This is a genomic window from Pelagicoccus enzymogenes (assembly GCF_014803405.1).
Lineage (GTDB): Bacteria > Verrucomicrobiota > Verrucomicrobiia > Opitutales > Opitutaceae > Pelagicoccus > Pelagicoccus enzymogenes.
Genome location: NZ_JACYFG010000006.1, coordinates 526626 through 545652, shown reverse-complemented (window position 1 = coordinate 545652; position 19027 = coordinate 526626). Strand labels below are relative to the sequence as shown.

The window sequence follows — 19027 nt, the reverse complement described above, 5'->3', positions numbered from 1 at the left end:
CGAAGTCGGGTGTCGTCGCGGAGCTCCTCGGTACAGGTTCCCTGAACTCTGTGAATCATTGACACGATTCGCAGATTTCAGGCTCAGCCGCGGTGGCTTTGCCGCCGACGATGCCGCGGACTTCCTTCTTCGCTCCTACCGTGGCTTTCTCGATGGTGGAGGCGCCGAGGCTGCGGAGGTAGTAGGTAGTCTTGAGGCCGTGGCGCCAAGCGGCACGGTACATGTGAGACAGGGTCTTCATGTCCGGGCTGGCGATGAAGAGGTTCACGCTCTGCGATTGGTCGATCCACTTTTGGCGGCGGGCGGCTGCCAGTACGAGCCAGCTGTAGTCGATGGAGAAGGCGGTCTTGTACTTGGCCTTGAGGTCGTCGGGGATGTTTTCGATCTCGTCGAGCTCGCCGTCGAAGTACTTGAGGTTGTCGCGCATCTCAGCGTCCCAGAGGCCGCGTTCCTTGAGGTCGCGGACGAGGTGCTGGTTGAGGATGATGAACTCGCCGGAGAGGTTGCTCTTGACGAAGAGGTTCTTGTAGCCGGGCTCGATACAGGGGGAGGTGCCGGTGATGTTCGAGATGGTCGCGGTGGGAGCGATGGCCATGACGTTGGAGTTGCGCATGCCGTGCTTGGCGATCTTCTCGCGGACGGGAGTCCAGTCCATCTTGCCGCCGCGGGGGACGTCGACTTCGGTGCCGCGTTCTTTCTCGAGCAGGTCAATGGTGTCCTGCGGGAGGAGGCCGCGATCCCACTTGGAGCCTTTGTAGCTCTGGTAGGTGCCGCGTTCGGCGGCGAGATCGGAGGAGGCTTCGATGGCGTAGTAGGCCACGGCTTCCATGATCTCGTCGTTGAACTCGACGGCTTCTTGGGAGGCGAAGGGCGTGTTGCGCTGGTAGAGGCAGTTCTGCAGTCCCATGATGCCGAGGCCGATGGGGCGGTGGCGGGAGTTGGAGAGGCGGGCCGCTTCGGTTGGGTAGAAGTTGATGTCGATGACGTTGTCGAGGGCGCGGATGGCGGTCTGGACGGTCTCGCGGAGCTTCTTGTGGTCGATCTTGCCGTCCTTGTCGAGGTGCTGGTCGAGCACGACGGAACCGAGGTTACAGACGGCGGTTTCTTCCTGGGAAGTGTTGAGGGTGATCTCGGTGCAGAGGTTGGAGCTGTGCACGACGCCGACGTGGTCCTGGGGGGAGCGCACGTTGCAGGGGTCCTTGAAGGTGATCCATGGGTGGCCGGTTTCGAAGATCATCCGGAGCATGTTTTTCCAAACTTCGATGGCGGGAACTTCCTTGGACCAGATCTCGCCCTTGGCGGCCTTGGCTTCGTACTCGATGTACTTCTTTTCGAAGGCTTCGCCGTAGAGGTCGTGCAGCTCGGGGACTTCGGAGGAGCGGAAGAAGGACCAGGACTGGCGGGCTTCCATGCGCTTCATGAAGAGGTCTGGAATCCAGTTGGCGGTGTTCATGTCGTGGCAGCGACGACGGTCGTCGCCGGTGTTCTTGCGCAGCTCGAGGAAGTCGTAGAGGTCGTTGTGCCAGGTTTCCAGGTAGGCGCAGCCGGAGCCGCGGCGCTTGCCGCCTTGGTTGACGGCGATGAGCTGGTCGTTGTGCAGCTTGAGGAAGGGGACGATGCCTTGGGACTCGCCGTTGGTGCCGCCGATGTAGGAGCCGGTACCGCGGACTGCGGTCCAGGATCCGCCGAGGCCGCCTGCCCACTTGGAGAGGTAGGCGTTGTCGGCGATGCCGCGCTGCATGATGCCTTCGATGGAGTCTTCAACGTAGTAGAGGTAGCAGCTGGAGAGCTGGCTGTGGCAGGTGCCGGAGTTGAAGAGGGTGGGAGTGGAGCTGCAGAAGCGGCGGGACTTGTAGAGACGGTAGAGGGTCTTGGCCTTTTCGTTGGAGTCTTCTTCGGCGTGGAATAGGCCCATGGCGACGCGCATCCAGAAGAACTGGGGCGTCTCGATGCGACGCTGCTTCTTCTGGGTCTTGTCGACGATGAGGTAGCGGTCGTAGAGGGTCTGGATGCCGAGGTAGTCGAACTCGAGGTCGGCGGAGGGGTCGAGGGTACGGGCTAGCTTGGCGATGTCGTACTCCTTGAGCTTGGGATTAAGGCGGCCGATCATGATGCCGTGACGGACGTACTCCTTGAACTTCTTTTGGTGGAAGCTCTTGATGGCGGCGATGCCGTCGCGGACGATGTCCCAGCCGAGGGTCTCCTCGTACATGTAGGAAAGCTTGATGCGGGCGGCGAACTTGGCGAAGTCGGCGTCTTGCTCGATGAGGGTGCGAGCGTTGAGGGTGATGGTCTTCTCGAGGTCGGCTTCGGAGATCTCGTCGAAGATGGCGCGGCGGAGCTCGGTCTCGATTTGTTCGGCGTCGAGGCAGAGGTCGAGGCCGATGGAGGCGAACTCGATGCGCTTCTTGAGGTCGATGCCGTCCCAGAAGTAGGTGGTGCCGTCGGCCTTCTTGACCACGACCATGGAGTCTTGCTCGGTGGCGTTGGCGAGCTGGAGGGCTTCTTGCTCGCGCATCTGGCGGCGCTCTTCGCGGTAGAGCACGTAGTGGGCGGCTACCTTGAAGTGGCCTTGGCGCATGAGCTCTTCCTGGACGATGTCCTGGACTTCTTCGATCTCGACGAAGGCGTGGGCGGAGGCTTGCACGCGCTCGGTGACGGCCTCGGCGACTTGGACGGCGGGGTCGGAGTTGAGCTCGAGGGAGAGGAAGGCGCGGCGGACGGCGATTTCGATCTTCTCTTGCTTCCAGGGGACGACCTTGCGGTCGCGGCGGATGAGGCGCACGTGTTTGAGTCCTGCGGTTTTGTCGGCGACGAGCTTGCGCTGACGGTTGATGAGCATCGACTTGGCGACGTCGTAGGCGTTGTTGTCTACGAGCGTGTTTTCGATGAGGTCGTAGAGTTCGCTGAGACCGACGCGGGACTCGAGTGTTTCAGGGGACTTGGATTCGAGCTTGTCGCAGACTTGGCGGGCGACGGAGCAGACCCACTCGCGGTTTTCTTCGTTGAAGACGTTGGTCTCGTTCTTGGAGAGGAGGACGTTGGCAAGGGCGTTGCCGATGGTGTCGACGATTTCGGAAAGGTTGAAGGTGGCTTCGCCCTCGTGGGTGACGACGTTGATGGCGGCGCGTTGGGTGTCGGTGTCGCCCAAGCCGGAGCGCCAGTCGAAGCCGTGGGACTTCTCGCGGGAGGCGGCTACGATTCGTTTGAGGGCGAGGTCTTCTTGGAGATTTGGATTGATCATGTTGTGGAGAAGGTTGGTTGGCGAGTGGTGGAAGGTTTTTGCCCACGAAGGGCACGAAGAGTCACGAAGTGGTTTTGGAAAATGATGGGGTGGGGAAACGGGAAAAAGGCCCTGAAGCGGGCCTTGGTGTGAGGGAGAATCGCGGCGCGAGGCCGCTTCCCACGGGGCGACTACAGGTCGTCGTCGTCGTCGTTTTCGAGGGACGAGGCCTTTTGGTACTCGGTGACGCGGCCTTCGAAGAAGTTTTGCTCCTTCTTGATGTCCATCATCTCGGCGAGCCAGGGGAGGGGGTTGGTGATGCCGGGATTGAGGGGCTTTAGGCCGCAGCCTTCGAGGCGGCGGTCGGCGATGTAGTCGATGTACTGGAGGAAATCCTTTTTGACCAAGCCGATGGAGTCGACGGGCAGGCAGTCTTCGATGAAGGCCTTCTCGAGGGCGATGCCCTCTGCCATGGTTTCGCGGAGGTTCTCGCGGAACTCTTCGGTCCAGATGTCGGAGTTCTCCTCGACGAGGTCCATGAAGAGGTTGCGCAGGAGCTCGATGTGGTTGGACTCGTCGCGCAGGGTGTAGCGGAACATCTCGCCGATGCCGCGGAACTTGTTCTGGCGGTAGAGGGAGAGGATCATGCCGAACATGCCGTAGAACTGGGTGCCTTCCATACACTGGCCGAAGAGGAAGACGTTCTTGGCGAACTTCTGCTTGTTTTCGGTGACGGTGAGGTCGATGTCGCGGCGCAAGGCGTGGGAGTGGCGGGTGACGAACTCGTTCTTGGCCACGATGGTCTCGATGTCTTCGAACATGGCCTCGCACTCGTGCGGGTTGATGCCGAGGGAGGAGATCATGTAGAGTAGGGAGTCGGCGTGCACGTTTTCCTCGTGGGCGTGGCGGCCGAGCACGAGCTTGAGCTCAGGAGCGGTGACGAGGTGGCGGATGACGTGCAGGATATTGTCACCCACGATGCCTTCGGCGGCGGAGAAGTAGCCCACACCCATCATGATGATCCAGCGCTCGACCTCAGATACCTGTCCGTCGTCCTTCCACTGCTCGATATCCTTGTTCATGATGATATCTTCCGGCTCCCAGTGGTTTGCCTTCATGGTCTTGTACAGCTCGTAGGCCCAGTTGTATTTGAGCGGGAGCAGATTGAAGGTCATGGTTTCGCGGCCGTTGATGATCTTCTTGGCCTTGAAGGCTTCTTCCGCCTTGGTCTGGTCGAGGACGAAGGAGCGGCTGCCGACGGTGTAGGTTTTGTGCATGGTTTGATTCGAGCTCTGTAGAGACAGTTTTGGCTTTGTTTAAGGTGTGTTGTGGGAGGATTCCGAATGGGGAGGGTGGGAAAGAGAACATAGCTCCTGCGCCCTGACGAGCGGGAGTTATTCCGACTTATCCACTTCGTATTAACCACAATATGGTGTGGTCCACTCTGGAAAGACCACAAGATATTGGGAGCTTTTCCGCGTCGTCAACGTGTGAATAATTTTTTTTTGGACTTGATTTACGAGGCTTTTGCCCCGCGTCGTCGGCCGGAAATCAATAAGAAATTCTAAATCAGTGACTTAGCTCCGGCGCCGATTTGTCACGTTGAGTTTACCCCGTTTTTACCGGTGTTTTTTACAAGCCGAAGACCACGGATGTAGGGATTTGTGAGGGGTGGTTTTGGGGGAAAGATGGATTGGAGGGACGAGGGGCGACGGGCTGGAGGGACGAGTGCCACCTCGTCCGTGATGTTGGGATCGGGTTGGAGGGGGATCGGTGGGCGATTGATCGGGTTGTGTTTGATTGGGTTGGCGCGGACCGGGTGGAACCCGTCCCTCCAGGGTTGCGTTTGTGGGTGGCTTGGTGGATTTTCGGTCCATGCTGTTGCCTGATAGGAATCGTCGGGCGCATATGCCGCTTTTCGATCAGGGCAAGCGGCCGCGGATCGTTTTTCTGACGGTTTGCTCGAAGGGGCGTGCTCCGGTGATGGCCAACGACTTGTTTGTGGAAGCGCTTCGCTCAGCGTGGAGGGAGGCTGATCATTGGCAGGTGGGTCGATGGCTGGTGATGCCGGACCATGTTCATTTGTTTTGCGCTCCGGGGGTGGTGGATGCTCCGCCTGTTGGAAAATGGATACGCTACTGGAAGTCGGTGGTGAGTCGTTCGCTGCGGGAGGGGAAGCTTGAGGGCTTCGCCTGGCAGCGGGATTTTTGGGATACGCAGCTGCGTAGCGGGGATTCGTATTCAGAAAAGTGGGCCTACGTGGAAATGAATCCGGTGCGGGCGGGATTGGTGGAGAGCCCGGATTGGTGGAGATGGCAGGGCGAGGAGAACGTTCTGTTATGGAAAGAGTGAACTGGAGGGACGAGTTTCACCTCGTCCGTGGTGGTGGGGGGGGGATTGGGTGATGGGATCGGGTTGACTTTAATCGGGTTGGCGCGGACGGGGTGGAACCCGTCCCTCCACTTATTACCGTCTCGTGGGGCGGTGTTCGCGGTTGGGGGCGGTGGACTCGACTTCGATCTTCTCGCGGGTGTTGGAGTTGAAGAGGCTGAGCTTGGGCTGGTCGAAGGTGCCGCCGACGGAGATTTCGAAGATGTTGGAAAAGAGGTCGAGGGGGAGATTCAGGATTGGGGTGATAACGGGCACCTTGTTGTTGCGCAGGGGGAATAGGCGGGCGGAGAAGTTGAGCGCGTCCGTCTCTATGTTATAGGTGCCGTTTGTTTTGATGCTGGCTCCGGGGCCGTCGATCTCTCCAGCAGTGAAGCGCACGATCTCCTCCTCGACGAGGAAGGGGGATTTGGCACGAGAGAACTCGAGGGTGGTGAGGTGTTTGAGAATGGGGAGGTTGAGGGCGTTTATGGTGCTGGAGAGCAGGCCGAAGAGACGGAAGGAGCCGAGGTCGGCGTCGGCGATGGAGAAGCTGCCGTCGCCGCGGAAGGAGACGGGATTGCCAACGATGCCGTTGCCGCGGAATTGGGCGTCCATTTTGCCGCCGAATCCGAGGAGGCGCTCGGGGTCCATGGCTTGGGCGGTTTCGCTGCCGTCGTTGGCGAAGTAGGTGTTGCTGGCGTTGAGGGCTTGGCCGAAGCCGACTTGGTCGAGTTGGGCGTCGACCTCCAGCCCGTCGCCGATGATGAAAGCGGTCGCCTTGACGAGCCCGTCGCCGAGTCGGGCTTCGGCTCGCGGGATGTCGATCACGTCGTCGTCGATGTGCACGAAGGCGTCGAGCGACTCGAAGGGGAAGCCGTAGAAGGTAAAAGCGGTTTCGGTCTGCAGCTCGAGGTCGATATCGTTGAGGTATTCGTCGAGGTGCCTCACGGAGGCGGAGCGGGCGGAGATGTAGGGCGGGAGGTCGTAGCAGTAGGGCTCGAGGATGGCCGCGGATTCGTCGGCAATTTCCCAGAGGATGTTGGGGGCGTTTTTGACGTCGAGGGTGGATTGGGCCTGTATCCAAATTCCAGTAAGCTTGTCTTTCTCGTCGCGCACGTCGCGATCCATGTGGAACTGGATTTCGCCGATGGCTTGTTGTCCGTCCGCGGTTGCGAGTTCCATGTCGTAGAGGTCGACGTAGTGGAAGAGCGAGAAGAGGCGAGTGCGCAGCTCGTCCACGGGCATGCCACGCAGGTCGAGGTCGCGCACGTAGCCGGTGCCGGTGACGAAGACGGTGTCGGGACGTTTGAAGGTGGCTTGGGAGTCGAGGTAGGTGAGCATGCCTTCCTCGGGGAAGGTCATGCCGTCCCACATGGCGGACCACCAGGGCTTGAACCAGCCGTTGATCATGGTGGGGTCGAAGCTACCCTCCACGAGGATGCGGCGTAGTAGGGTGTCGAGGTTGTATCCAATTTTTATGACGCCTTTTTGTTTGCCGGATTGGAGCCGGATGGCGTGCAAGTCGATTTGGGGGCCGCGCAAAGTGGCGTGGGTCGAGGCGTAGTCGATGTTTGCTCCTTGGATGGAGGTCGGTCCGGCTTGGGCGAAGGCTTCGAGGCGACTGGGCTTGAAGGCTTCGTCGAGCTGGGCGATGGCGTGCAGGTCAATTGCCTTCTCGAGGCTGGCCAGCTGGGTGATGTCTTGCTTGGCGAGTTCGAGGGCGATGGGGTTGAGGGCTTCTAGGGTCGCGGAATCGAGCTGGGCCGTGAGGTCGACGGAGCTGGTCTTGCTGGCGACCTGATGTTCGATGCGGGCGACGATCGGGCTCTGGGGAAAGGAGAACTGTACGATAGCGGAGTGAGTCTCGCTGCCGGGGTGGGCAACTGCATAGAGGGAGGGGAGGGTGATCCCTCGGAGTGTGGCGTTTGTCGCGGAGAAGTGGATACTTTCAGGGAGGATCTGTTGGGGTGGGGTGTTCTCTGGCCAATTGGCGTCTAGGTGAATTTTTTCGACTATGGTGCCCTGCGGCAGTTCCGCTTTGTGGGCGTAAACTTTGGCGTGGAGTCGGGCACCAAGGGTGTACTGGGCGCGGACCACTAGGTCGTGGACGAGGGTTTCCGGATTGATTCTGACTCGCTTGGCTCCGACATGGATGTCGGCGGACTGCTGCTTGTTGAGCACGCTGAGGTCGACTGTGCAGAAGGGTGCTTCCAAGCGTTTCAGCTCCTGCTGCAGCTCCGTGATTTTGGGGGCAAACTTGAGTACGGCTTGACTGATGGAGGGCTTGGGGGCGTCTGGGTTGGGGGGCGGCAAAGCGAGCAGGGAGTCGTCGACTTGTCCGGCGAAGGAGACTTTCAGGTTGCCGATGGCGCAGTTGGCGTAGTCGATGTTCCAGCGTTGTCCGCGGTGGGTGGCTTCGAAGTTGATGGAGCGGATGGCGGTGGCCGGTTCGCCACTAGGGGTGAGCATGGCGGGGATGACGAAGCGGCCGGAGGAGAGGCGGACTTCGTCGACGGCGACGCTGCCGAAGGCGAGGTGGCTGAGCTTGAGTTTCGCTACGGCGGACCTAGCGGCGACGATGGTGGAGCCGAGTTCGGGGGAGTAGAGTTCCGGCTGTTGGAATATGATGCGTCCGTTTGGCTGGAACCGCACGCCGCTCATGCGTAGGTCGATGCCTTTGTTTCGGAGTTGGGACTGAAGCTCCCGTATTATAAAGTTGGGTACTGGGATGTCGTCGAGGGTCGCGACGTAGGCTGCGAAGATGGTAGCGCTCACCAGCAGCAGCACGATAACCGAGTAGCACCATTGGAACAGGGCGCTGCAGGATTTGCAGGCGCTTCTCCAAGCGAAGCGGATCGGGCTTTTGCGCGGTTTGCTCATGCGGCCCTACTCGGTCGTTTCGCTGGGCTGGACGGGGGTAGCGGCTTCGAACTGGTTTTCGCTAGAGGGGCGGCCGGTGGATTGCCCGTCAGGCAGGGGCTTGGTGCTGAAGGGCTGTTCGGGCGCTTCTCGAGCGACGCGGTCGAAGACGATGTCGGAGAAGCTGTCGATGAATTCGGTTCCGAAGCGGAATCCTTGGTTCGTCTGGGATATTCCTCCCCAGAGCAGCGGTCCTCCGGTGGTTTCCGAGACGTAGATTTCGATCAGTTGGGTAATTGCGTTTTCGGTGTCCTCAGTCCCTACGGTGGCGACGAGCTTGTATGCCCAAGGGCGCCTGCGACCGGCGATTTCAACGGTGCGAGTGAATCCCTCTGGGTGGAAGCTGTGTACGGTGAGTTGTGAGACGACGGCTGCGAGCTTCGCTTCAGGGCTGGGTGTTTCGGCGGCGGGATCGATGGTTTGCTCGGCGATGATGGTCCTGTCTGATAGTCGTTCGATAGTGATCTTTTGGATACGTGTGCTGTCCGGGAGAGAGATGATGTTCCGGTTCTTGTAGCGCAGCGGGTCGTTGTCGATCTGCGAGAAGATGTCGTTGTAGCTGGAATACACGAAGTCTTTGCTCGCGATCTTGATGAAGCTTTCGTGGCGATCGTCGGGAGTGCGGTCGCCAATGAGCAGGGTTTCGGTGCGTAGCTCGGGCAGGGGCTCGGCTTTGCCGTACAATCGATTCGAAGTGACGGTGATCGTGTACTCTGGAACCTCCAGTCCGTAGGATTCGAGGTCAGGGGCGGAGGGGGCATCGTTGACGAAACCGTCGTCAGGGACGGCTTTTAGTTCGTCGAGCCACTGAAGGATTTCGGTGATGGCGTTGGCGTCGCCATCCATCGTTTGGATGCCTTGGTTTTCGTCGCGCACGACGAGTTCCCAGGTGCCGTCCTCGAGCTTTTGCAAGGTGAGCGGTAGCTCGTCGCGTCGCTCGATGGTGACGGTGGTGGCTGCGGTGACGTCGACTTCGAAGATACGGCGTTCGCGGAGCATGGTTTGGGAGTTGGCGAGCAGTTCGAGGAATTCGATGCGTAGCTGGAAGACGGTTGGGCGGCTTTCGCGCTTGGCGTAGCGGAACTCGGAGTCGGGCGAAATTTTCTCGCCAATTTCAAGTACTTCTCGGTCTTGGTCGGACTCGATGGCGATGCGGTAGAGCGGATTTTGCAGGCCGTAGGGAGAGAGGTCAGTGGGGTTGGAAGCGACGATGGAGTCGGCCTCGAGGCTGAGGCAGCGGTTCAGCAGCACATTGACCGCCTCGGAGTCGGCTCGGGCCCGTATGGGAGTTTCGAATACCCAGCTGTCTCCATTGCGGGCGAACCAGGCCCGCAGGTTGCGTCCGTCTTCGCGTACTTGGATGTTCCAGGAGGTTGCCTCGAAGACGGCGATGTCGAAGAGTCTGGAGGAGCGCAGGTCGTCTAGGTTTACGGAAATGGAGTCGAGCAGCGAGCGGTTGACGACGTGGACGTGGCTCTGGTCGGTGGATAGGATGTAGAGGTTGTTGCCGATCTCGGTGGGTTTGCCGATGTGAAGGGTGGAGCGCTTGTCGCCGCGCCCAATCATGATGGCGAACTGGGAGGGCTTGAGTCCGTAGTCGGGCAGGGAGACGCCAGAGTTGGAGACGATATTGGTTTCGAAGGAGGAGATGCGTTCGAGGAATCGGAGTTCGGTGAGGATACGTTGGACGGCGAATTCGTTGGCGGGCCACAGGTAGGGTTCGCGAAGCATCCAACGGTTGTTGGATTGCTGGAGAGTGATGTTTTGTCCGGTAGCGTTATTTTGGATACTGAGGTAGTCGATGCCGACCGCGAGGTCTCCTAGCACGCTGGAGCGTTGGTCTTCGTACTCGCCGCTGTCGGTGCGGTTGTCGATGTAGAAGATGTAGGTGAGCAAGCCGAGCAAGATGGCGAGCAGGGTGAGCGTAAGTTTTAAGCGCATTTGTTATGTGCTAGTTGTTCGGAACCGCGAATGGACGCCAATGGATTAGGAATTTGGATTTGTAGCTATCAGCGTACATTCTCGGTTTCAAAATTAGTTTCTGCGGGAGATGTAGACGAGGAGGCCGAGCAAGCCGAGAACGGCGGGTGGAGCGAACCAGATCAGGTAGCGGGCGAGGTGGAGCTGCTCGAGGCTGAGGTCGAGCTTTACCTTCTTGATGGGGCGCGGCGGAATGTTGAGCCGCGTGTAACGATCGACTGAATAGTTGATCGCGTTGAGGATGAGGTACAGGTTTCCGGAGGCTTGTATCCGTTGGTTGGATATAAAATTGGATGTTCCGATCACGGTGAGCTTTCCGCCGGGGAGCGATATGCCGAGGGAGGAGTCGACTTGGCGTTCGGAGATGGCGGCTATCTTGACGGGACCGGGGACGTCGATGGTCGGATCGTAGGTAGGTCGGGTGCTCTGGCGGTACTGGCGTTCTGCCCAGCTTTGGTCGGAGGTGGCGAGCAATTCGCTGACTTTGAGCGAGTCGTCGATAGGGCGGCCGGGATCTTCGCGGACGGAAGCGGCTCGGTCGGTGATGACGGGGATGCCTTGTTGGAAAAGGGAGCTGGTGAGGGCGTGCTCGGAGAAGCGGCGGATCATGAGGTCGCCTCCGTTGATGATGTAATTGGGGTCGCGCTCGATGACGAGTGTATCCTCTGAGAGGATACCCCATTCGAAGAAAAGGTCGTCCAGTCCGTGGTCGCGGCCGGGCTCGAGGAGGACAAGCACGCGTCCAGCTCTTTTGTTGAGATAGGTTTCAAGGAGCAGGCGCTCTTGTGGCAGCAGGCGGGCCTTGGGAGCGGCGATGACGATGAGCGATGCGTCTTCGGGGATGCGTTCGGCAGTGCTGAGGTCGATGGAGCGGGTCGTGAAGCTGCGGGACTTGAGTTCGTTGAAAAGAGCGGAAGCGCCGGTAGAAGCGGTGACGTTGCTGGCAGAGAATTCGCCATGGCCGGTCGTGAAGTAGAGGACGGGCTCGGAGGTTTCGACAATTTCGAGTATTGATCGCGTGAATACGTTTTCTCCGAGGAATTCTCGTAGTTCGGAGTTTTGGATTTTGTAGAGTTCGTCGATGCGGACTTGGCGTTGGCGGGTGCCGGACTTGAAGACGATGACGTTGGGGGAGTCGATGCCGAGGGAGCGGGCGCGGCTGGTTTGGGAATAGACGTTGAGGTATTCGACGGTGACGCGGTTCTTGCCTTGGTCGCGAGTGGCGTATTCGTATTCGCGAAGAAGGAGTTTTACGTCTTTGAGTATGTCGGTGAGGCCGGGCTCGTCGCTGCTTTCGGAGATCGTGACGATGGCCTCGATGGGCTGCTGGAGTTGGGCGAGGTAGGCTTTGGTTTCGGGGGAGAGGGAATAGATGTTTCCCTCCGTGAGGTCATAGCGCTGGTAGGTGCGCATGCCGATGTAGTTGACCGCTACGAGTATCAGGAAAACGAGTACGATCTGCAGGAGCGCCTGGAAGCGATCGGAGATGCGGTTGGACTGGAAAGATTCTGACACGGGATTGGGTGCTGGGAGCGCGGCTATGGATATTAGGTGGTGCCGTCGCGGTATTCGATGGCGAGTACGCTGAGAAAGAGAAAAGTGAGAGCGGCGCTGAGGTAGAGCACGATGGCGCGGGTGTCGATGATGCCAGAGGAGAAATCGCTCATGTGCTGAAGGGCGTCGGTATGGTCGGAGAACTGGCGGACCCAGAGGCTTTGTTCCCCGGTAAGGACGGAGAGGTCCTCAATATTGCTGCCGATCACGATGAAACCGAAGACCAGGGTGAAGCCGAGGATGCCGGCGACCAGTTGGCTTTTGGTGAGGGAGCTGGCGAAGATGCCGAGCGAAAGGAAGAGGGTCCCGCTGAGGAAGATGTAGGCGTAGCCGCCGATGAGCGGATAGGGGTCGATGATGGTATCGCGTTGTGCGTATGCGAAGAAGATGATGTGAAAGGAGGCGGTTATGAGCCACAGGCTACAGTAGTAGAGGTAGCTGGCGGCGAATTTGGAGAGCACGATCTCCGCAATGGTGACGGGGGTGGTGAGCAGGGTCTCGATGGTGCCGGAGCGGCGCTCTTCGGCGACGGAGCGCATGGTGAGCAGGGGCACCATGAAGAAGACGGGAATGAAGAAGATGCGGAAGAAGAGCACGCTGGGCGTCTCGTCCTGCGGGTCGGAGGTGTAGATGCGCAGCATCCATTGGAAGAGGAATCCCATCACGAGGAGAAAGAGGAAGCCGGCGATGTAGGTGCTGGGACTGATGAGCAGCCGCCAGACTTCGTTGCGCAGAAGTGTCAGGAAGTGGCGCATTATTTGGGTTCCGGTTTCGGGGTTTCGGGGGATGGAGGCTGGGCGGGCTCGTTGGGAATTGGAGTGGCAGGTGTTTGATTGGCTTGGGGCTGATCGGGCTGTTGCGGAGCGGGTGGAACCGGTCCCTCAAGGAGATTGGAGTCGACTTCTTCCCAGGAGCGGCGGGTGGCCGCGAGGAAGACGTCCTCCAGCGGGGCCATCTTGCTGCGGAGGGAGCGGGTGCGCAGGTGGGGGTGCGCGGCGAGGGTTTTGAAGAGGCGCTCGCCGTAGTCGCGTTTGCCCTTGATTTGGATTTCCGCGGTGGCGTAGCCGTCTTCGCCGCGCTCGGAGATGCGCTCGACTTGCAGCTCGGATGCGATGGTGGCGAGGGCGGTTTCCAGTTCCTTGGTGGTGCCGGCGATTTCCACTTCGTAGGTGGTGTGGTCGATGAAGGTGTCGCGGAGCTGGGCGGGGGAGCCTTGGCCTACGATCTTGCCGTGGTTGATGATGATGATCTGGTCGCAGGTCATCTCGATCTCGGGCAGGATGTGGGAGGAGATGATGACGGTCATGCGTCCGCGCAAGGAGGCGATAAGGTCGCGGATGAGGATGACTTGGTGGGGGTCGAGTCCGATCGTGGGCTCGTCCATGATGATGACGTCGGGGTTGGCCAGGATGGCATCGGCGATGCCTACGCGCTGGCGGAAGCCTTTGGAGAGCTTGCCGATGATGCGGTCTTGGGCCCGAGTGAGGTCGCAGCTTTCGAGTGCTTGCTCGATGGCCCGGCGGCGCTTGCCGAAGGGGATCTCCTTCACCTTGGCTCGGTACTTGAGGTACTCGCGCACCCGCAGGTCGAGTGGAAGCGGGTTGTTTTCCGGCATGTAGCCGATGCGCCGCTTGATGAAATGGGGGTCGGCGGCGACGGATACGCCGCAGATTTTGGCGACTCCGGAGGTGGCTCGGTTAAAGCCGGTGAGGATGCGCATGGTGGTGGACTTGCCGGCTCCGTTGGGGCCGAGAAATCCGACGATTTGCCCTTTTTCAACTTTGAAGCTGATGCCGTCGACGGCGTCGATCTTGCCGAAGCGCTTGTGCAGTTGCTCGACTTCGATGGTGTGCTTTGGAGTGGTCAATTCTATGGGCTGGTTCGTGGTGCTACGAAGAGGGACATTGAAAGACGGGGTTTTCTCCCGTCGCAATATCAATGATGCGCTTTTTGCCTGCTTAAGGCTTCTGCGTGAGGGAGTTGAGGGCGGGCTCGGCTTGGACGGCGGCTTGCAAACTTTTCTTCCGGACTGGAATGGAGGATAGGTGTCGCAGCGTTTTTAGGATTTGAATAAAAGCGCAGGAAGGCTGTGATGGAGCAAATGGAAAGCCCCATCGTCATGTCTGTAATCGGTCCGGATCGCCCGGGCTTGGTGGAACTGATCGCTTCGACCGTGAAGGCGGCCGGAGGCAACTGGCTCGAGAGCCGCATGTGCAATCTGGGCGGCCAGTTCGCCGGCATCTTGCGGGTCCGGGCGGCGGAAGGGCGTCGCGACGAGCTGCTGGCGGCAGTGTCCGCCTTGGAGGCGAAGGGATTGAGCTTGGTGATCAAGGATGCCGATGCTCCTGCGGGGGGCGCTTGCCATGAGGTGGCGATCGTGGAGATCGTGGGCAACGATCGTCCGGGCATCGTCAGCCAGATTTCCACGGCTTTCGCCAAGCGTGGCGTGAATGTGGAGGAGCTGAGCACCGAGTGCCGCAGCGCTCCGATGACGGGCGAAGCCCTTTTCGAGGCCAAGGCTCGAGTTTGTATCCCCGAGGACTGTGACGTGGCGGACTTGCGAAACGATTTAGAGCTTATAGCGGCGGACCTAATGGTCGATGTGAGCTTTGGATCCGATTGAAAGGAAGGAATGCAGCTATGAGAAATTTGGGAGTTTGGAGAACTTTTAGGCTATTGGCAGGGCTGTTGGCCATCGGTGGAGCGGCCTTGCTGACGGCGGAGGAGCAGCCGGACTGGGAGCTGAACGTGATGGAAAGCAAGCTAGCCATGTTCGAAGCCCCGCAGCTGCACCCTAAGGAAGACGCGTGGTTGTTCACCTGCCGCATGCGCGTAAAATCCCTCAACCTGATTCCGCATATCTCGAAAATCGAGTTCAAGGGGGTGGACGCGGAGGAGGAAGTTGTCTGGGAAAAGAGCCATACGATTCGCCGCAAGGATTTCGAAGCGGCCTACGGAGGGGGGCGCAGCCAGTTCGTGAGGGTGTTCATCCGTGACGTGCCCGCCAACGTGAAAGAGGTCCAGCTCCACTACGGATCTGAGGAAGAAGCGTCCGAGTAGGCGCCCTCGGTTTTTCAGGTTTGTGGGCATAAACTTGTAGGACTTAGAGATTTAACGGTGTTTGCTCCTTTGTAGCCTTGTGTTCTGCGAGGCTGGCCTCGTTTTATTGAGGTCCTTGTCCCTCCCGTACCTCCCTCTGCCCTCCCTGTTTTAATCGATGGATCTCCATGCCCTAGACCTGTCTCTGATCGCATTGTACCTGGCGGCGGTCCTGGCGTTCGGGGTGGTGATGCGCCGCAAGGCGAGGGTGAGCCTGGAGTCCTATTTCTTAGGGAGCCGCAAGGTGCCCTGGTACCTGCTGGGGATTTCCAACGCGTCCTCCATGTTCGATATCGCGGGCACCATGTGGTTGGTCTCGGTGGTCTTCATCTACGGGGCGAAAGGGGCGTGGTTGCCGTGGCTGTGGCCGACCTACAACCAGGTTTTCCTGATGGTCTATCTCTCGCAATGGGTGCGTCGCTCGGGCGCCTTGACGGGGGCGGACTGGATGACGACCCGTTTCAAGAACGCGGTGGGCCTGGAGATGGCTCGTATGGTCCTGGTGGTTTTCGCCCTGCTCAGCGTCGTGAGCTTCTCGGCTTACGCCTTCAAGGGCTTGGCGGGCTTCGCCTCGATTTTCTTGCCGGATACCTTGGAGCCCACGACCTATGCCTTTTTGTTGATAAGCATTTCCCTGCTTTACGCGACCTTGGGAGGGATTCGCAGCGTGATCTTCACCGATATCGTCCAGTTTGCCCTGCTCATCGCTATCTCGGTGGTGATCGGCTACTACGCGATGGTATTCACCTCGGCGGAATCGATCGCGGCGGTCACGCCGGAAGGGTGGGGCAGCGTTTGGTTCGGGCGGGAGTTGGACTTGGACTGGAGCGGCCTGCTGCCGCAGCTCAACGACATTATCCAGCTGCAAGGTTACGAGCTGTTCTTCCCGTTTTTCATGATGATGATGTTCAAGGGTGTGCTGGTGAGCGTAGCGGGGCCGGCCCCGAACTTCGACATGCAGCGATTGCTGGCGACCCGCAACCCGAGGGAAGCGGCCTTGATGAGCAGCTTGGTATCGCTGGCATTGTTTCCCCGCTGGATTCTCGTGACGGGAATCGTGGTGCTCGGTCTGGTTTACTACTCGAGCGACCTGAGGCTGCAGGACCCGGCCTTCGACTACGAACTGGTATTGCCGCACGTGGTGAGCGAGTTTGTGCCTATCGGCCTCAAGGGCTTGATCATCGTCGGCTTCTTGGCGGCCTTCATGTCCACTTTCGACTCCACGATCAACGCGGGAGCGGCCTACCTCGTAAACGACGTCTATAAGCGCTACTTGCGTCCGAACCAGTCGCCCGAGAGCTACGTGAAGCTCTGCTACCTCGCCTCCATCCTCGTGGTGGCTCTGGGAGTGGGCATCAGCATCTTCATGGACAGCATCAACGATATCATGGGCTGGATCGTAGGCGGCCTGTGGGGCGGCTATGCGGCGCCCAACATCTTGAAGTGGCATTGGTGGCGTTTCAACGGAGTGGGCTATTTTTGTGGCATGCTAGGCGGGATCGCGAGCTCGGTGAGCTTGCCGGAGCTCTTTCCGCAGTATTCCTTCATCCAGCTGTTTCCGGCAGTGTTCCTGATCTCCCTCGTTGCTGCGGTGGTCGGAAGCTTGTGCTCTCGTCACGAGGATATGGATACGCTTTGCTCCTTCTACCGTAAAGTGCACCCTTGGGGGCTTTGGGGCCCCGTCATCGAGGAGGTGCGCAATAGGAAGCCGGAGATCGAAGCCAACAAGGATTGGCCGCGGCACATCTTCAACATCGTGGTGGGCATCGTCTGGCACTTCATGTTGGTGATCACCCCGCTGTTCCTGGTGATACGGGAATTCAAGTCGATGTGGATCTGCGTGGGGATCTTCCTGTTCACCAGCTGCGTGCTGAAGCGCAGCTGGCTTGATCCCTTGAACCGGGAAAAAGACCCAAGCTGAGTGGGGCTTTCATTCGAACCGCGGCCGTTCAGGAAGGGGCGCGGTTGAGAGACGATAAAATTGCGAGGATTCTTGAAGGGTCCCATGGCAGGCTGGGGTTTGGCTGGCTGCCCCGCGTGGTCGCGAACTTCCCCGTTCGCTCCGCAGGAACGCTTCCACTCTTGTTTGCGAATTTCCGTGCTGGTACTCGCCCGTCTCAGCCCGCGTTTTTTCAGTAGTAGTTTGTTCAAGTAGCTTCGCAATTTAGAGCAGCAGCGTACAGGGGCGCTATCTTTACAGGGGTGATGATACGCGGCCAAGCGAACGCAATTTGCGCGAGCTTGGCCGTTCCTTTTCGATTTTCTCCCGCTTGTGTCGGAGGGCGCTAAGAAACGGCTATAAATTTAGCGTTTGGGAGAATTAGAACAGGTTATATGAGATATAGCCTCAGCTAAGATCTGCAACTATCACATTTGCTCATATCTAGATTGAATTGATTTCATGAATCTTATGGGCAAGGTTGCTCCCATGCGTGTATTCGTTCCCTCTGAAACCTCCGAATCGGAAAAGCGCGTCGCTCTCATTCCAGAATCTGTAAAGCGTCTCGTAGGCCTTGGTCTCGAGATCGTGGTGGAATCGGGAGCTGGCGCGGCCAGCTACTATCTCGACGATGACTACACTGCTGCGGGCGCTCGGATCTCGAGCGATCGGGCGGGTGAAATCGCGGCTGCCGACATGGTTTTGCGTTTGAGCAAGCCGAGTATGGAAGAAGCGACGGCCCAGAAAAGCGGGTCTTGGTCGGTCGGATTTCTAGATCCTTTCAATGAAGGCGAGTTGATCGGCAAGCTTGCCGAGAGCGGCGTGACGGCGGTCAGCATGGAGATGATCCCGCGCACGACTCTGGCCCAGAAGATGGACGGCCTGAGCTCGCAGGCGAACCTTGCCGGCTACTTTGCCGTCTTGAAGGCTGCGGAGCGGCTCAATCGGATTCTGCCGATGATGATGACGCCGGCCGGCACGATATCTCCGGCTCGGGTGTTTGTCATTGGTGTGGGAGTCGCTGGTTTGCAGGCGATCGCTACCGCCAAGCGTCTTGGGGCGCGAGTAGACGCCTTCGACACGCGTCCGGTGGTCGAAGAGCAGGTCAAGTCGCTCGGGGCCAAGTTCGTGAAGATCGATCTCGGCGAAGTGGGCCAGACCGATCAGGGTTATGCCAAGGAGCTGACCGAGGAGCAGAAGGAAATGCAAAAGGCGGGCATGGCCAAGGTTTGCGCCCAGTCCGATATCGTAATCACTACGGCGAAGCTTTTCGGTCGCAAGGCTCCCATGATTGTCGACGAGCGCATGCTCAGCGGCATGAAGCACGGTAGCGTGGTAGTGGACCTCGCCGTGGAGTCGGGTGGAAACGTGGAAGGCTCCAAGCTGGACGAGGAAGTGGTAACTTCCAATGGCGTTCGCATCCTTGGGATTGGCAAGCTCGAGTGCGGGGTCGCTGCCCATGCGAGCCAGATGTATTCGGCAAACCTATACAACTTCATCGAGCATTTCTGGGATGCTGAGTCGAAGACGATCAAGAGCGATCTCTCCGACGAAATCCTGAAAGGCTGCGTCATTACGCAGGGCGGTTCCATCGTCCACGAGCGATTCGCCAAATAACCTCAAATCGGCAATAAGCAAAAACTGGATACACTATGGATCTTGTACTACTATTTTTCATATTCGTGCTCGCGGCCTTTCTCGGCTTGGAGCTGATCAGCAAGGTGCCTTCGCAGTTGCACACGCCGTTGATGTCGGGATCGAACGCGATCTCGGGAATCACGGTGGTGGGCGCATTGCTCGCGATCCGTTCGGAAGCGGAAGGAACGATCGGCATGATCTTGGGAGTGGCCGCTCTCGTCTTCGCCACGGTGAACGTGGTTGGGGGGTATGCGGTTACCGATCGCATGCTGCAGATGTTCAAGAAGAAGGGGAAGTAAGCTGTC

13 protein-coding genes are annotated in these 19027 nt (G+C 59.0%); 6 read left to right on the top strand and 7 right to left on the bottom strand.

The window, feature by feature from the left end:
• Window positions 1-55: 55 nt before the first annotated feature.
• Both IEN85_RS04705 and IEN85_RS04700 read right to left on the bottom strand, forming a co-directional pair.
• Complete coding sequence (locus tag IEN85_RS04705; RefSeq protein WP_191615907.1) at window positions 56-3244, bottom strand: ribonucleoside-diphosphate reductase subunit alpha; 3189 nt, start codon at window positions 3242-3244, stop codon at window positions 56-58.
• 170 nt (window positions 3245-3414) lie between these two features.
• Window positions 3415-4500, bottom strand: a complete 1086-nt coding sequence (locus IEN85_RS04700; RefSeq protein ID WP_191615906.1) for a ribonucleotide-diphosphate reductase subunit beta — start codon at window positions 4498-4500, stop codon at window positions 3415-3417.
• 631 nt (window positions 4501-5131) lie between these two features.
• Here IEN85_RS04700 and IEN85_RS04695 point away from each other — a divergent pair.
• On the top strand, window positions 5132-5575 hold the full coding sequence (locus IEN85_RS04695; RefSeq protein ID WP_191615905.1) for an REP-associated tyrosine transposase: 444 nt from the start codon (window positions 5132-5134) through the stop codon (window positions 5573-5575).
• A 114-nt stretch (window positions 5576-5689) separates the two neighbouring features.
• On the opposite strand, the gene IEN85_RS04690 is transcribed toward IEN85_RS04695, so the two are convergent.
• The 5 genes from IEN85_RS04690 to IEN85_RS04670 all read right to left on the bottom strand — a co-directional run bounded on the left by IEN85_RS04690 (window position 5690) and on the right by IEN85_RS04670 (window position 13913).
• Window positions 5690-8473 (bottom strand): AsmA-like C-terminal region-containing protein, encoded by a 2784-nt coding sequence (locus tag IEN85_RS04690; protein WP_191615904.1) that lies wholly within the window; start codon window positions 8471-8473, stop codon window positions 5690-5692.
• Between the two features lie 6 nt (window positions 8474-8479).
• Window positions 8480-10453, bottom strand: a complete 1974-nt coding sequence (locus tag IEN85_RS04685) for a DUF4340 domain-containing protein (RefSeq protein ID WP_191615903.1) — start codon at window positions 10451-10453, stop codon at window positions 8480-8482.
• Window positions 10454-10546: 93 nt separating this feature from the next.
• Window positions 10547-12007 (bottom strand): GldG family protein, encoded by a 1461-nt coding sequence (locus IEN85_RS04680; protein WP_191615902.1) that lies wholly within the window; start codon window positions 12005-12007, stop codon window positions 10547-10549.
• A 32-nt stretch (window positions 12008-12039) separates the two neighbouring features.
• A complete protein-coding gene (locus tag IEN85_RS04675) occupies window positions 12040-12801 on the bottom strand; it encodes an ABC transporter permease (RefSeq protein WP_191615901.1) in 762 nt (253 codons plus the stop codon).
• The gene (locus IEN85_RS04670; protein WP_191615900.1) at window positions 12801-13913 is read right to left on the bottom strand and encodes an ABC transporter ATP-binding protein; all 1113 of its coding nucleotides are present in this window, start codon (window positions 13911-13913) and stop codon (window positions 12801-12803) included. The genes IEN85_RS04675 and IEN85_RS04670 overlap by 1 nt, the downstream gene beginning before the upstream one ends.
• A 234-nt stretch (window positions 13914-14147) precedes the next feature.
• On the opposite strand from IEN85_RS04670, the gene IEN85_RS04665 reads away from it, so the two are divergent.
• From IEN85_RS04665 to IEN85_RS04645, 5 genes are all read left to right on the top strand, one after another.
• Window positions 14148-14669 (top strand): glycine cleavage system transcriptional repressor, encoded by a 522-nt coding sequence (locus IEN85_RS04665; RefSeq protein WP_191615899.1) that lies wholly within the window; start codon window positions 14148-14150, stop codon window positions 14667-14669.
• Window positions 14670-14686: 17 nt separating this feature from the next.
• Complete coding sequence (locus IEN85_RS04660; protein ID WP_191615898.1) at window positions 14687-15106, top strand: hypothetical protein; 420 nt, start codon at window positions 14687-14689, stop codon at window positions 15104-15106.
• A 157-nt stretch (window positions 15107-15263) separates the two neighbouring features.
• Entirely contained in the window at window positions 15264-17066 is a 1803-nt protein-coding gene (locus tag IEN85_RS04655; protein WP_224772444.1) for a sodium:solute symporter family protein, read from the top strand.
• A gap of 507 nt (window positions 17067-17573) precedes the next feature.
• Window positions 17574-18701 (top strand): Rossmann-fold NAD(P)-binding domain-containing protein, encoded by a 1128-nt coding sequence (locus IEN85_RS04650; protein WP_191616181.1) that lies wholly within the window; start codon window positions 17574-17576, stop codon window positions 18699-18701.
• Between the two features lie 35 nt (window positions 18702-18736).
• Entirely contained in the window at window positions 18737-19021 is a 285-nt protein-coding gene (locus IEN85_RS04645; RefSeq protein WP_191615897.1) for an NAD(P) transhydrogenase subunit alpha part 2, read from the top strand.
• Window positions 19022-19027: the final 6 nt, after the last annotated feature.